The organism is Corynebacterium sp. CNCTC7651, from assembly GCF_021496665.1.
In the GTDB taxonomy this organism is placed as follows: domain Bacteria; phylum Actinomycetota; class Actinomycetes; order Mycobacteriales; family Mycobacteriaceae; genus Corynebacterium.
The window spans coordinates 2260281-2274690 of record NZ_CP071246.1 but is presented as its reverse complement, the minus strand read 5'-3'; the positions used below and the strand labels follow the sequence as shown (position 1 = coordinate 2274690).

The 14410-nt window shown below is 62.1% G+C and carries 10 protein-coding genes; 6 read left to right on the top strand and 4 right to left on the bottom strand.

Annotated elements, in window-relative coordinates; translation table 11 throughout:
• Positions 1-29: 29 nt before the first annotated feature.
• The 3 genes from JZY91_RS10840 to JZY91_RS10830 all read right to left on the bottom strand — a co-directional run bounded on the left by JZY91_RS10840 (position 30) and on the right by JZY91_RS10830 (position 2243).
• Positions 30-503: an SdpI family protein gene (locus tag JZY91_RS10840; protein WP_234947864.1), complete on the bottom strand. Its 474-nt coding sequence runs from the start codon at positions 501-503 to the stop codon at positions 30-32.
• 10 nt (positions 504-513) lie between these two features.
• Positions 514-996 carry a hypothetical protein gene (locus JZY91_RS10835; protein ID WP_234947863.1) on the bottom strand — a complete coding sequence of 161 codons (483 nt, stop codon included), beginning with the start codon at positions 994-996 and terminating at the stop codon, positions 514-516.
• Positions 997-1118: 122 nt separating this feature from the next.
• Entirely contained in the window at positions 1119-2243 is a 1125-nt protein-coding gene (locus tag JZY91_RS10830) for an ABC transporter ATP-binding protein (RefSeq protein WP_234947862.1), read from the bottom strand.
• 239 nt (positions 2244-2482) lie between these two features.
• Between JZY91_RS10830 and JZY91_RS10825 the strand changes: the two genes are divergently transcribed.
• The 3 genes from JZY91_RS10825 (at position 2483) to JZY91_RS10815 (ending at position 7008) form a co-directional block, all read left to right on the top strand.
• Positions 2483-3754, top strand: a complete 1272-nt coding sequence (locus JZY91_RS10825; protein ID WP_234947861.1) for a dicarboxylate/amino acid:cation symporter — start codon at positions 2483-2485, stop codon at positions 3752-3754.
• Between the two features lie 116 nt (positions 3755-3870).
• Complete coding sequence (locus tag JZY91_RS10820; protein WP_234947860.1) at positions 3871-5496, top strand: DUF5129 domain-containing protein; 1626 nt, start codon at positions 3871-3873, stop codon at positions 5494-5496.
• Between the two features lie 51 nt (positions 5497-5547).
• On the top strand, positions 5548-7008 hold the full coding sequence (locus tag JZY91_RS10815; RefSeq protein ID WP_234947859.1) for a DUF5129 domain-containing protein: 1461 nt from the start codon (positions 5548-5550) through the stop codon (positions 7006-7008).
• Between the two features lie 129 nt (positions 7009-7137).
• On the opposite strand, the gene JZY91_RS10810 is transcribed toward JZY91_RS10815, so the two are convergent.
• Complete coding sequence (locus JZY91_RS10810; protein WP_234947858.1) at positions 7138-8754, bottom strand: hypothetical protein; 1617 nt, start codon at positions 8752-8754, stop codon at positions 7138-7140.
• Positions 8755-9032: 278 nt separating this feature from the next.
• On the opposite strand from JZY91_RS10810, the gene JZY91_RS10805 reads away from it, so the two are divergent.
• The 3 genes from JZY91_RS10805 (at position 9033) to JZY91_RS10795 (ending at position 14397) form a co-directional block, all read left to right on the top strand.
• Positions 9033-9992 (top strand): S1 family peptidase, encoded by a 960-nt coding sequence (locus JZY91_RS10805; protein WP_234947857.1) that lies wholly within the window; start codon positions 9033-9035, stop codon positions 9990-9992.
• A gap of 561 nt (positions 9993-10553) precedes the next feature.
• On the top strand, positions 10554-13166 hold the full coding sequence (locus JZY91_RS10800) for a type I restriction-modification system subunit M (RefSeq protein WP_234947856.1): 2613 nt from the start codon (positions 10554-10556) through the stop codon (positions 13164-13166).
• Entirely contained in the window at positions 13150-14397 is a 1248-nt protein-coding gene (locus JZY91_RS10795; protein WP_370639224.1) for a restriction endonuclease subunit S, read from the top strand. Before JZY91_RS10800 ends, JZY91_RS10795 begins: the two co-directional genes overlap by 17 nt.
• Positions 14398-14410: the final 13 nt, after the last annotated feature.

The window sequence follows — 14410 nt, the reverse complement described above, 5'->3', positions numbered from 1 at the left end:
GCCGTGTTTTATGCGCGGTTTATGCGGGTTTAGGCACCCCGCTGCTCATCCGCTTTGCCGGCCGCCTTGCGCAGCGCGTCCAAGTTCACCTGCGGCTGGGCTGGCGTCGCGGTTTCTTTCTCGGACTCTTGGGCTTGAATTGCGTCGTCGACAAGCGCTGCAGCCCGTGCCCCGAAGTTGCCGCCCACGGAGAGGGAAACCACGGCCGCAACCAGTGCGATGACGGGCGCCACCCACACCCAGCCGTGCGCGATGAAGCTGAACGCGGCGCCGATGGCCAGGGCCACGCCGGTGAGGATCCAGAACGGGCCCACCACCTTGTGCGCCTGCACCCACGTGGATTCGTGCTTGCGCACCTCCGGCACCCGCAGGCCAACCACGGAGTTGCCGGGTAGCTTGCCGGCGGCGGCCACCGCCCCGATGGCGATAAACGCCACTGCGGCGAGGATGAAGAGGATGCCCAGCACGACGTTGAGCGTGGTCATGGTTGCAAACGGGGACATGGTGTGCAGCTTACGCTGCCAGGTTTTCGCCCAGGGCACCCGCCAGGACCATGCGGATCAGGTAGATCGTTAGCGCGGGGACGATGATCAGCGTCAGCGGCACGGCCCACTGGATGGGCGGGAAGGTCACGGTGGCAAACCCGGCGGCGAAGATCGCCACGGCGGCCAGGGTGCGGGGCAGGTGGCGGAACGTGCTGGTGACAGCGGTGGCGACAAGCTCGCTAAAGGGCGCGTCCTGCTTGTCGCGGCTGCCCGCCCAGCCGAAGAACCACACGGCAACGCCGACGATGATGAACGCCGCGGCCAGTGTCAGGCCTTGGATGATGGTGCGGGCTGCGCCGCCCACCCCGGCTTGCGCAACCACCCACTGCTGGTAGCCCAGCGCGGCACCCGCGGCTAGAAGGATGAGCCAGAACAGTGTGACGGGCTGCCAATGCTTGGTCAGCTCGCGGAGGTACTGCAGGGCGCGGTGAGAGCCCACGTCTGCCAGCATGTCCCGCGTCCGACTACCAGGTCGCTGCCCCACTCCTCCAAGGGCAGCGACCACGGCATCTGCACTAGGGCAGGGGCGTAGGTTGGCGAAACGACGTTGAGCTTTTCCAACGCCCTGAGGGGTTAGATGCGCTGGCCGGTGGCCTTGGAGAAGGCGTGGAGGCCGCCCTCCTTGATGCGCACGTGGATGATGTCGCGTTCCCGGACGCCGGACAGCGGCTGGGTGCGCACCACAATCTGGCCTGCGGAGCCCTCGTCCGCACCCTCGTCGTGCCAGCCGCCGCCAGCAAGGTGGCCGTAGACGTAGGAGTCGGAGCCCAGCTCCTCCACAAAGTCCACCTCGACCGGGATGGTGTGCTCCATCTCGGAGCTGACCACCTCGAGCGCCTCCGGGCGGAAGCCGAGCACGATCTGGCCGTTGTCCTCCGGGGTGACGGCGGCCAAAGTAGCGTCGGCAAGCGGGATGCTTGCCTGGCCGGTGCGGGCGGCGCGGGAGGCGGGGTCGATGTCAAAGGTGGACAGATTCATGGCCGGGGAGCCGATGAAGCCGGCGACGAAGAGGTTGTTCGGGTGCTCATACAGCTCGCGCGGGGTGCCCACCTGCTGCAGCACGCCGAAGTTGAGCACGGCGATGCGGTCGCCCATGGTCAGCGCCTCAGTCTGGTCGTGCGTGACGTACACCGTGGTCACGCCCATGCGGCGCTGCAGGTTCGCAATCTGGGTACGGGTCTGCACACGCAGCTTGGCGTCCAGGTTGGACAGCGGCTCATCCATCAGGAACACCTGCGGCTCACGCACAATGGCGCGGCCCATGGCCACACGCTGTCGCTGACCACCGGAAAGCGCCTTCGGCTTGCGGTCCAGGTACTGGGTGAGGTCCAGCGTACGGGCTGCTTCCTCGACGCGTGTGTTGATCTCGCCCTTGTCCATGCCGGCGATCTTGAGGGCGAAACCGATGTTTTCTCGCACCGTCATGTGCGGGTACAGCGCGTAGTTCTGGAACACCATGGCAATGTCGCGCTCCTTCGGCGAGACGTGGGTGACGTCCTTGTCGCCGATCAGGATGCGGCCCTCATTGGTGTCCTCCAGGCCGGCCAGCATGCGCAGCGCGGTGGACTTACCGGAGCCGGACGGGCCGACCAGGACAAGGAACTCCCCGTCCGCGATGTCCAGGTTGAGCTTGTTCACGCTGGGCGTGGTCGCGCCGGGGTAGATGCGCGTTGCGTTGTCATAGGTTACTGAAGCCATGGTGGTCTCCTCCATCGGCAGGAACGTGCCGAACGATCCGTAGTGGAAAAAAGTTTGCATCACCTACGTTAGTCGGACACCCACCCTCGCCGCGGCAAGTTGGGCGATAACCGCATCTGCGGCCCTCGCCTACGCCGGACTAAGTTCGCGCTTGCAGGTCACGTGGTGGAAGATGACATCAAGGGTGCGGCCCGCGTCGCGCCACATGTCACCTGTGTTCACCCGAAAGTGCGTCTTCAATGAAATCGAAATTCTTGAACTCGCTGCTGTTCTGGATCGTGCTGGCGATTATCGCCGGTTGGGTCTGCAGCCTGTTCTTCCCCGTGTGGCTTGCGCGGGTGTTTGTCACCTTCAACGGCCTGTTCTCCAACTTCCTCGGCTTCTTCGTGCCGGTGCTCATCTTCGCGCTTATCGCGCCCGCGATCGCCTCGCTGGGCCAGGGCGCGGGCAAGTGGCTGGGCATCACCGCCGGCGTGGCCTACGGTTCCACCATCCTCTCCGGCCTCCTGGCCTGGGGCACCGCTACCCTGCTCTACCCCACGCTGCTGGCCGGCAAGAACCTGATCACCAACGTGGACAACCCGGAAGAAGGCGGCCTGAGCCCCTACTTCACCGTGGACATGCCGGCCCCGTTCGCCGTGATGTCCGCGCTGCTGCTGGCCTTTGTCATCGGCGTGGCCATGACCGCGGTGCCGTCCCGCAACATGAAGGCGGTGTTGGATGAGCTCAACGAGGTCATCCTCAAGGTTGTCACCAGCTTTGTCATCCCGCTGCTGCCGCTCTACATCTTCGGCACCTTCCTCAACCTGGGCATGAACGAGAACTTCGGTTCCACCATGGCCGCCTTCGGCACCGTGCTGGTGCTTTCCATTGTGATGACGCTGGTGATCATCCTCATCCAGTACCTGGTTGCCGGCGCCGTGGCGGGCGTGAACCCGTTCATCGCGCTGAAGAACATGGCACCGGCCTACTTCACCGCGCTGGGAACCTCCTCCTCCGCCGCAACCATCCCGGTCACCTACGCCTCCGCCCTGAAGAACAAGGTCGACGAGGACGTTGCCGGCTTCGTGGTCCCGCTCTGCGCCACCATCCACCTCTCCGGCTCCATGATGAAGATCACGCTCTACGCACTCGCCATCGTCTTCATGGGCAACCTGGATGTCAGCGCCGGACAAATCCTGGGCTTCGTGCTGCTCCTGGGCATCATGATGATCGCCGCGCCGGGCGTGCCGGGCGGCGCCATCATGGCCGCCGTCGGCCTGCTGCAGGCAAACCTTGGTTTCGACGACTCCATGGTCTCCCTCATGATCGCCGCATACATCGTGGTGGACAGCTTCGGCACCGCCGCGAACGTCACCGGCGACGGCGCCATCGCGCTCATGCTGAACAAGTTCGCCGCCGGCAAGATCAAGGGCTCTTCGCTTGACGACGGTCATGTTTCACGTGAAACCACCACCGAGCACGTGGAGGTTGTAGAGACCACCGGGACCGGGTCCACGGTTGTGAAGTAGCGCTGCAACTGCGCCTAAACGACGGCCGCTTTCCCTCACGGGGAGGCGGCCGTTTCACGTGAAACATCACAGATCGGCCCCGCCGAACGGCCTGGTAAAAGGAATACGCTAGAGGTATGGCACGCGAGCTGAGCAAGGCGAAGAACCGCACCCCGCAAACAAAGAAGCAGCAGAGCGTCACGGCAAAGCAGATGAAGCCCATCCTGGGCGTTGCTGCCGCGGTGGGTATCGCGCTGGGCAGCTTCGGCTTCGTTGCCACGGAGGTCCCCGCCGTGGAGCAGGCCATGTCCAGCATCGTGGTCGCCGCGCCAGAGGTGACGGTGGATGATCCGCATGAGGTCCTCACACCAGCGGAGCGCCAGCAGCTTATCGACGATGCCCGCACCATCAACGCCCCCGATTACGTCCAGCACTTCCACTACATGGTGTTTGAGAACAACCATGAAAACATCCTGGACACGGTGGAGGACTACACCCGGGACAATTACCCGGACCTCATCGACCAGTCCAAGGGCGAAAACGGCCAGTTCGCCGAGGGTGTGGTGATTATCGGCGTTGGCCTGAATCCCCGCCAGGCGTTCGCCTACAGCGGCTTCGATATTGGCGATGAGCTGGGCTTGACCAATGAGTCCCACCTCGAGGACGTCTTGGATGCGATGAAGCCGGACGTAAAGGCCGGCGACATCCCCGCTGGACTGATGAAGTCCGCGCACCTCGCCCTCGACGCCGAAAACGTTGCCCAGTACCAGCACGATAACGCCGTCGGGGATCGCGTGGGCGGCACTCTCGCGGGCCTCCTCGGCGGCTTCGGCCTGGCCACGGGCGTGGGCGTTGCCGTCGCCGCGGCCCGCAACAAGCGCCGCGACCAGCTCACCCAGGCCCGGGAGGACTATGAGCTGGTCACCGGTGAGTACCTCCGCCTCGCCCAGCGACTGGATGAGGTGGACATCCGCGCCCACTCCCTCACCTCCGCATTCGCGGACGCGGAGCTGCGCAAGCAGTGGGCTGAGGTCCGCGACCGCTTCCTGGACCTCAACGACGCGGTGCACGGAGCACAAGGCTTATCGACGATTGACATCAACAGCGACGAAGCCGCCCGCGCACACCGCAAGCAGCTCGCCGACGCCGCGGAGACCGTGCGCCACACCTCCAACGCGGAGGACAACATCGACCGTCTCTTTGCCGTGGAAAACGGTGACGCAGCTGCACGCCGCGCGGACCTTGCGGCGCTCCGAGAGGACCTCCAGGAGGCGCGCACAAAGGTCCAGGAGATCAAGTGGGAATCCAACAAGACCAAGAAGGCGATCCGGAAGGCTCCAGACACCCTCGCCCTCCCAGCCGCGGAGTCCACCGTCACGGGCGCGCCCAGCACCACGGACCCGAGCGCGCTCACCCCGACAGAGCTCCGCGCCGAGCTGGAGCGGGACTTGGACGCGCTGGACGGCCACATCATCGCCCTGCAGCGGGATCCCTCCTCCCCCACCTTCATCGATGACTTTGTGCGCATCTTGGGCGATTACCGCCTGGTGCTGGAGTACATCCGCCACGTTGGCTTCACCGATGTGAAGGAGCGGGAGAAGTTGGAGAACCCGGCGATTTACGACGATCGCTTCTGGTACCCCAACTACATCACCTACTACCACCTGGATTCCTGGCACGCGTCCAACGTGGCGGCGGCTCAGGCCGCATCCGCGTCCTCGTCTTCCGGCTTCAGTGCGGCAGGCGGCAGCTCCAGCTTCTAGGCTGCTCCGCCCCGGCAGCCCTCACCACGAAACCGTCGTACCATCGGCCCCATGAGCGACAAAGGTTTTCGCGGTTCCAGAAGCTCCGTTGGCAAGGACATTGCTGCAACGCTTGCCCTAACGGCTGCGCTTGGCATGGGCGGCGGCGCTGCGGCGTACGCGCTTACCGGCTCGGTCCCTACCGCCGAGGAGGTTGCTGTGTCCGTGCAGCAACAGCAGGCGCAGGTGGAGATTTCGGACCCGGCGGACTTGCTCACCCAGGAGGATGAGGCCCGCCTGTTGCGCGACGTGGAGCGCCTGAACCGCCCGGACACCGTGGAGAAGATCCACTTCATCATGCTGGATGAGGGCCGGGACAATGTGAATGACTCCGTGGAGAACTTCCTGCGCGACAACTACCCGGATGAGATCGGGGATGAGTATTTCGCGGACGGTGTCCTTATCATCGGCGCGGACATGAATAGCCGCCAGAACTTCATCTTCGCAGGCCAGGACGTGCTGGATCAGCTGTACCTCCATAAAGGCCAGCGCCTTTCCAGCGCGCTCGAGGCCATGAAGCCGGGCCTGAGCGACAACAACATCGAGGCCGGCCTCTTCGCCGGCGCCAACACCGCCACGGATATCGAGGCAGCTCAGGCCTACCCCATCAATGACGCGGAGGGAGACAAGACCGCGGCCGGCATCGCGTCCGGCCTAGTGCTCGGCGGTACCACCCTCGCGTACGGTGGCGTGGCCACGGAGCGTCGTAAGAAGCGCCGCAAGGAGATCGAGCAGGCCCGCGAGGATTACAACGCCATCGCGGCCGAGTACACGCAGCTCAGCCAGCGCCTGGATGAGCTGGACATTCGCGCCAACTCCGTCTCCAGTTCCTTCGCAAACCTGGAGCTGCGCAAGCAGTGGGAGGAGGTGCGCGACCGCTTCCTGGGCATGCACGAGGCTGCCTCTCTGGGCGTAGGCACGGACCGCCAAGCGTGGGAGAACCGCAAGGAGCTCGCCGCTGCCGCGAAGACGCTTGAGGACACCGGCCACGCCGAGGACAACATCAACCGCCTCTTCGCCGTGGAGCAGGGCGACGCCGCGGAGCGCCGCAGCATCATCACCGAGATCCGCGCGGACGTGATCCAGGCCCGCCGTAAGGTCAAGGATAAGGAGCTCAAGCGCGACCTCGCCGAGCTGGAGCGCGGCCTGGACTACCTGGACCAGAACCCGGACTACCCGGGCTTCCTCAACCAGTTCACCCGCATTCTCGGCGACTACTCCGTGCTTTTGGACGAGGTCAAGCGCCGCGAGATGAGCGACGTCAAGGACCGCGCCACCCTGCACACCCCGCAACTGACGGACCCGGGCTTCATTTACGTCAACTACACCCCGTACGTGGTCATGAACTCCTGGCACGCGGACAACGTGCGCATGGAGCGCGAGGCGCAGCAGGCCTCCTCCTCCGGGTCCAGCAGCGTGAACACCAGCTTCAGCTCGGGCTTCTCGGGCGGTGGCGGGTCCAGCTCCTTCTAGTACGCTTTCCATTCGTGAAACGCGCTGCACTAGGGCTTTGCTTATCGACGCTCCTTTTAAGCGAGTAGCGAGATGACCTGAGCACCACAGCTCACTTGCTACTCGCGTGGGTGAGAAATCCCTGCGGGTTTACAGACCCAAGAGCGTTCTCACGGTAGGAAAATTCAGCGCTGTTGCGGCAAGACCCGCAACGGCCGCGATAAGCGAGAGAACGAAAGTGACAATCGTGGTCGCCTTCGAGCTGCCCGACGGCTCAGTGGGCTTGATGACGGTGGTTTTCTCGGTATTCGCAAGCGTGACCGGAGCCTCTCGCACAGTAGAGACGATGGTCTTGGGCGCCTCAGACACCACAGTATTAACAATGGTTGTGTTATTGACCACCGTGGTCACATGCGATGTTTCGCGAACCGTGGTAGTGATCGTCGAGACGGTGGGCGCAGTACCCGTTTCAGGAGCTAGGGGTAGAACGGCCTTGCTTGTAGTCGATGTGGATGGTGTTGTAGTTGGACGCACCCACGGTGCCGAGGAAAAGTAGAGCACGCTGCCCGTCATATGTTCTGGCTCCCCGGTGCAAGGGTACTCAAGATCTATTTCGAACCATTCAAGATCTTCAGGGACAATGAGCTCAAGTTTCCCGTCCTCTTGAATACGGGCGGCCGCTCCGTCGACCACGTCGGTTACCCTTAGCGGCCAGCCATTTGGCAGCCCCTGAACTTCGAGCAAGTTGGCTTCACCTGGCTTGACCGAGGAGAGGTCAAACTCGGGGCGGTCGCACCGCACTTGGTACTCGGGCTTGATACGCAGAGTCTCCGAAAATTCTTCAGCTAACCCATCGGTGTATACAACCCGCACGTTCAACTTAACAGGTACGAAACTTGGCGATTCGGGGGCGCCGGTCTGTTTTACCGCGATTTGAGTTCCATGTCGGCCGGAATGAAATTCGAAAATTCCTTCCTTACGGCGAGAGTATCCCCATCCGTTCGCATCCAGGATTTCAACCCGTTGGACTGGGACTTCACGCAACCCCACAATTCGCACTGATCGGTCCCGCGGGGCGTACGGGTCAGTTAAGTCGAGCTCCAGAGTGTCAAACCCTAACTCTTGGGCAACGGGCTCTGACGGGCCTGGGCCGGGTTTAGGCTTAGGGTGCTCCGGGTAATCCCAAATTGAGGTTCCCTGCACTCTGATAGCAATGGCTTCGCTTGATCCGTCTGGGTAACTGACAGCGAGCGAGATAACGCCGTCCTGTGGACTCTCGCCGGCGCGGGTGACTTTAAGCCCTCGATCACCAACAGTTTCGGCTTCCCAACCCGCTGTTGTGGTCAAGACCTTCGCTTGCGCTCCATCTGGAAAACTGCGTAGCTCGAAGAGCTTCGGGTCATTGAACGCGATTGGTTCAGACTCGATATAGGGCTGGAAGGCGTCTCGCTGTTTGGATGGACGGGTTTCGAAAAACTGCTTGAACTGGTCAACGCTGCGATCAGAATAGACGACAGCCAGAATAAATTCCCCGCGTAGTATCCCGTCTTCGGTGGCGGCGTTATCCGATTGGCTGAAATGAGGCCGCATTGGGTCGGAAAAACCTAAGTAAAGATCGCCCTGGAAAGCGCTGAAGTATCCGTTGGGGTCCAGGATCGAAACGGATGAGATGGAGGCATCATCCGCCAGACCCTCCCATTCAAGGCGCGTATGGCGGTCTAGGACCTCAGGCACTCCAATCAGCCGCGGGTTCGATCGGTCGGCCATCGTCTCTGACTGCGTTTCCGACCTAGTGGGGACCGTATCTACCGCATTAACGGAATGTTGCGCTGCGGGCACCACAACTAGCGTGGTGGCTAGGGTCGTAGCGGCAAGAAGCCTACGCTTTTTCATTAATCCTCCAGGGTTCTGCGAGGGCACTTTCATGGTTTGACCGTGTTCATCACAGTTTAACTACTTTGGCCTGCTTGAACGTTGTTTTGCGGTTCGGATTAGGGCTTCTCCGGGGGCGGCGGGTCCAGCTCCTTCTAGTACGCTCTCCATTCGTGAAACGCGCTGCACTAGGGCTTTGCTTATCGACGCTCCTTTTAAGCACCACCACGCCCCCAGCCCTCGCCCAGCCCCTGCCAACCGCTACGCAGGGCGGTGTGATCTACACCAGCGCGGGCAGTGGCCAAGCGTCCTCGTGCACGATCAGCTACAACGATGCCGCCAAGCGCATCAGCTACACCGCCGGCCACTGCGGCAAGGCGGGCGACACCGTCTACCTGCGCAATGAGCGCGGGTACGCTGTACCCGCCGGCACCTTCTCCCCCGCCCCGTCCTACGGCGGCACGATGAGCAATGACTGGGCTAGGATCCAGTGGAACCCGAACGTTCCGCTCGGCCCCAACGTGTTCTCGGGCGATACGGTGCTGCACCCCAGCCAGCTGGTCAAGGGCGACCGCGTCTGCGTGCGCGGCGTGTCCAGCCACGGACCCGCGGTGGAGAACGGCGGCACCACCGTCACCTGTGCCCCCTACCTGGGCAACATCCACAACACATTCTTCTTCCAGAACGCGGGCACCCAGCAGGGCGATTCTGGTGGCGTGGTGTACGCGCCGGGCCGCGGCTACCTCGGCGTGCTTTCCGGCGTGAATGTGCTCACCAGCTCCCGCGGCACCACGGTCACCATCCAGCGCGCGACTTTTCCCGCCAACGGCGCCCGAGTGTCCAACGCGGACGTAGTGCGCTGGGCTAACGCCAACCTGCCGTTGGACATCGACCGCGTTCGCACCCCGCAGCCGGAACCAGCCGATCCTGCGGTGCAGCTGCCGCCAGCAGCGCAAGCCCCTACCGGCCCGGCAGCTATCGCCGATGCCACCAACGCCAACGCGATCACCGGCAATGGCGCGGAAACTGGTTCCTCGGCGCAGAACATCGCCGCCATCATCGTCGGCGTGGTCGGTCTCCTCGCGGCGGTGGTGCCGTTGCTCCAGAACCTCGTGGGCTTGCTCCCGTTCTAGAGCGCTACCTGCAAATATGCGCTGGTGAATGGATTCCGGAAAATGCGAGGCCCCCTCGCCTTCTCGCGCTCTAAATGGGGGGGGGTGAGCGCTCTACCGGTCTCGGGGGGGTTGGACCGTGGGCGAGGGGACCTGCATGTGCGAGTATACGCACACGCGGTTTCCGTTGTAAAGATGCCCTAAAGAAACAAAGGAATCGTGGACGGTGGTTCCGCAGCGTTAAAGGCGCATTTAGAACGTTCTGAAATCTCTGTCTCACGGGTTCCGAGGGCGACGTCACCGCACTTTTCGCGTCCCCTATCACCATTGGCATCTACATCATGCTGGCCATCGCAATTGTGGTCGCCGTGGTTCAGCACCTGCGAGGCATGCGGCGCGAGCGCGTCGCGGCCGCGCAGTTTCTACCACCCATAGAACATTTGTCGCTTCAGGCATCTCTAGCGCAATCTCTGCACGGAACTAATCAACTGTTTTGAGGAGTGTCTTGACGTCGAGCCCCTCCTCGAACAAGTTTACGTGCCCCTCCCGCCTAGATCTGGGACACCAGATACGTTTAAGACCATGGACCCGCAAAACGATAGGACGATGGACAAGCAAGCGCTCGCTCGCAAGGTTTGGGAGGCGACGAACCAGCTCCGCGGCGCACTGGACGCGAACGACTATAAGGACTTCATCCTGGGGTTCATGTTCTACAAGTTCCTCTCCGAAAAGGAGGAGCAGTTTTTCATCAAGCGGGGCTTGCCCAAGGCGCGGTTCGAGGATCAGCTCAATCGCGACAACGCGCGAGTGCGCGAGATGGCCAAGGTAAACATCGGTTTCTACATCTCTTACTACGATCTCTTCTCCACCTGGGTCGATATGGGTGGCGAGCTAACCGCCAGCACAGTGCTGGACGGCCTTAACCACTTTGACTCGAACGTGGCCGACTCCTACCGTGCGGTATTTAGTGGAATTTTTCAGTCGTTTCAACGCTCCATCCCGGCGCTTGGCACCGACGCGGGTGCGCGGTCAAAAAAGTTGCGCCAGATCATCACGATCATCAACCAGCTCCCCACCGGCACAGAAAAAGCCTACGATGTGCTCGGCTACGTATATGAGTTCCTAATCGGCCAATTCGCCGCAGGAGCTGGCAAGAAATCGGGAGAGTTCTACACCCCGCACCAGGTGGCCGTTGTCATGGCTGAGATCGTGGCGGAGCATCTGAAAGGTCGCGACACTATCGACGTCTATGACCCGACGTCCGGCTCTGCGTCGCTGCTGCTGAACATCGGCGATTCCATCGCACGACGCTCCGGCGATCCCGACCGGGTGCGTTACTTCGCACAGGAGCTGAAGCAGGACACCTACAACCTCACCCGCATGAACCTGGTCATGCGCGGTGTACGCCCGGCCAACATCGTCACCCGTAACGCCGACTCGCTCGCTCAAGACTGGCCGTACATCGATGAACACGGTAATTACGACCTACTGCGCGTCGACGCTGTCGTGTCCAATCCGCCGTACTCCGCGGAATGGGACCGCGACAACGCCCGTGGCGACGCACGCTTCAAGTACGGTCTGGCTCCGTCGAAAACAGCGGACTACGCGTTCTTGCTGCATGAGCTCTACCACTTGAAAGACGACGGCATTTTGACCATCGTGTTGCCCCACGGCGTGCTGTTCCGTGGCGGCGAGGAAGAAGCAATCCGCCGCAACCTGATCGATAACAACCACATCGAGACGATCATCGGTTTTCCGCCCAATATCTTCTACGGCACTGGTATCGCAACGCTGGTCATGGTGCTGAAAAAGCAGCGCGGTGACGACGGCGACGTACTGTTCGTCGACGCGTCAAAGGGCTTCATCAAAGCAGGCACCAAAAACGAGTTGCGCGCCCGCGACATCCGCAAGATCGTCGATACGGTCACGAACCGCGAGACCATCGAGGGGTACTCCCGGCTGGTTACGCGCGAGGAGATTCGCGTCAACGGCTACAACCTGAATATCCCGCGCTACGTGGACTCCTCAGAAACGCCGGAAACTTACGACATTTACTCCACCATGTTCGGCGGTATCCCGAATGCCGAGATCGGCACCCTCGGCCGCTACTGGGAGGCGCTGCCGGGGCTTCGTGAGGCGCTGTTCGAGCGGGTAAGCGACACCCACAGCCGGGTGAAAGTGAATGATGTGGCCGCGGTGGTGGCGGGGCACCCGTCGGCAGTTGCATTTCGTGACACGTTCACGTCGGCGCTGGTGGGCTTCGACGCCTTTGCCGAGGACACGCTGCTTACCGATCCGACCGCGGTGAATCCGGCGCAGGCCGAGGCGGCGCTGCGCTACGACCTGTTCGAGCGTCTGGCGGGTGTGCCGATCATCGACCCGTACGAGGTGTATCAGCTGTTCGCGGACACGTGGGAGGTCACAGAGTCAGACCTTGAGGTGGTGCGCGGCGAGGGGTTTGACGCAGTGCGCGCGGTGGACCCCAATATCGTTACGAAGAAGGTCAAGGGTAAAGACACCGAGGTCCAGGACGGCTGGGTTGGTAGGGTGCTGCCGTTCGAGCTGGTGCAGTCTGTGCTGCTTGCCGATCTTGTGGAGCGTGTGGAGCACTCCCGCGCCACGGTTGCCGCTGCGGCCGCGACGCGCGATGAGGTGTTCGCCGAGATCGACGAGGAGGATTACGGCGAGGGCGACACACTGATTACTAACGCTGCGGGCACAGCATTCGCAGCTGCGGGTGTCGCGCGCCGGATTAAGGCGCTCAAGGCAGATACGGAGCGCGACGAGCACGACGACGAGCTGCTTGCCCTGCTTGAACGGGCGGACTTTGCACTCAAGCAAGTGAAGGTGCTGGGCGCTGATGTGAAGCGCCTTGAGCTGTTATTGACTGCAAAGACGAAGGAGGCTATCGAGTCGCTCACCGACGAGCAGGCGGCCGGGTTGTTGCGCGAAAAGTGGGTGGGCCGGGTGTTCCGCTCCTTCGAGAAGATCGTGGACGCGGAGCTTGCAGCACTGGTGAGCGAGGTGAAGCGCTTGGATGCCAAGTATGCGACGACCTTGGGTGATGTTGAGGACACCATCCGCGAGACGAGCCGGGAGCTTGCCGGGATGATGTCGCAGCTTCGCGGCTCCGAATCCGACATGGCCGGAATCGCAGCGCTGGTGGAGATGCTTGGGGGTGAGGGACGTGCGTAACGAGGACACGCGCGTGCCCGCGCTGCGGTTGGCGGGGTTCGACGGCCCTCCCAGTGTTGTCCCAATTGAGTCTATTGCTGGACGAACAATTGGCGGAGGAACGCCCAGCACCTCAAATCCTTCATTCTGGCAAGGTGCCCTCCCCTGGATTCAGTCTTCCGACCTGGACGAAGACGATCCTTTCGCGGTAAACGTGTGCAAATTCATATCCACCAACGCTGTAGACTCTTCGGCTAGTTCGGAGATTCCGGCGAACTCACTTGCTGTAGTGACCCGCGTCGGTGTGGGAAAGGTCGCCCTCATGCCCGAGAAGTATGCGACCAGCCAAGATTTTCTCAACCTTTCGGAGTTACGCGGAGACCCCCACTACCTCGCGTACGCGGTAAAGCGGCGGGTCTCTCAAGCTGCGAAAAGCGCACAAGGAACTTCCATAAAGGGAATGACGAAACCCGAGGTTCTCGCGCTTACGATCACGACCCCCTGCCTAGAGGAACAGCGGGCGGTGTCGTCGTTGATGCGTGCTGTCGAGTCCTTAACCAACACCTCAAAGCTGCGCGCCGGGTCGCTCACGTCCCTCAAGCAGACCATGCTGGTGAAGATGTTCCCGCAGGGCACCGCCACCGCCCCGGAGGTGCGGTTCGAGGGGTTCGAGGGAGATTGGGAGCGCTCCACGCTCGGGCAGGTCGTCGAGTCGTTCCGGTACGGAGTGAACGCCACCGCAGTTCCGTACGACGGAGAAACCAAGTATTTGCGCATCACTGACATTGACCCCGGGGCGGGAGACTTCGGAACTGGGGAAACTACCTCACCCGGTGTCGACCGTCGCACGGCTGACGAGTTTCTTCTTTGCGACGGAGACATCGTTTTCGCTAGGACGGGTGCCACTGTTGGAAGAAGTTTCCTCTATCGAAAGCAGGTTGGACGCACTGTGTGGGCTGGCTTCCTTATTCGTGCAAGAGTCACCGATGCCGCCGATCCCGACTTCGTCTATTCCTCCACGCTCACACCGGGTTACTGGGAGTACGTACGCATGACCTCCCAGCGTTCCGGCCAGCCGGGGCTTAACTCCACCGAGTATGCAAATCTGCCCATCGCGCTCCCCTCCCTCTCCGAGCAGCAGGCCATCGGCGCGTACTTCCGCAACCTCGACGCTCTCATCGACGCAGAGCAGAAGAAGCTGGCCACGCTGCGTAATCTGAAAAGCGCGCTGCTGACCCAGATGTTCGTCTAGACCCAGGACAGAC

Bases quoted from the DNA above. Each gene is read 5' to 3' on its own strand.
- JZY91_RS10840 (WP_234947864.1), bottom strand. From the start codon at position 503: ATGTCCCCGTTTGCAACCATGACCACGCTCAACGTCGTGCTGGGCATC.
- JZY91_RS10835 (WP_234947863.1), bottom strand. From the start codon at position 996: ATGCTGGCAGACGTGGGCTCTCACCGCGCCCTGCAGTACCTCCGCGAG.
- JZY91_RS10830 (WP_234947862.1), bottom strand. From the start codon at position 2,243: ATGGCTTCAGTAACCTATGACAACGCAACGCGCATCTACCCCGGCGCG.
- JZY91_RS10825 (WP_234947861.1), top strand. From the start codon at position 2,483: ATGAAATCGAAATTCTTGAACTCGCTGCTGTTCTGGATCGTGCTGGCG.
- JZY91_RS10820 (WP_234947860.1), top strand. From the start codon at position 3,871: ATGGCACGCGAGCTGAGCAAGGCGAAGAACCGCACCCCGCAAACAAAG.
- JZY91_RS10815 (WP_234947859.1), top strand. From the start codon at position 5,548: ATGAGCGACAAAGGTTTTCGCGGTTCCAGAAGCTCCGTTGGCAAGGAC.
- JZY91_RS10810 (WP_234947858.1), bottom strand. From the start codon at position 8,754: ATGGCCGACCGATCGAACCCGCGGCTGATTGGAGTGCCTGAGGTCCTA.
- JZY91_RS10800 (WP_234947856.1), top strand. From the start codon at position 10,554: ATGGACCCGCAAAACGATAGGACGATGGACAAGCAAGCGCTCGCTCGC.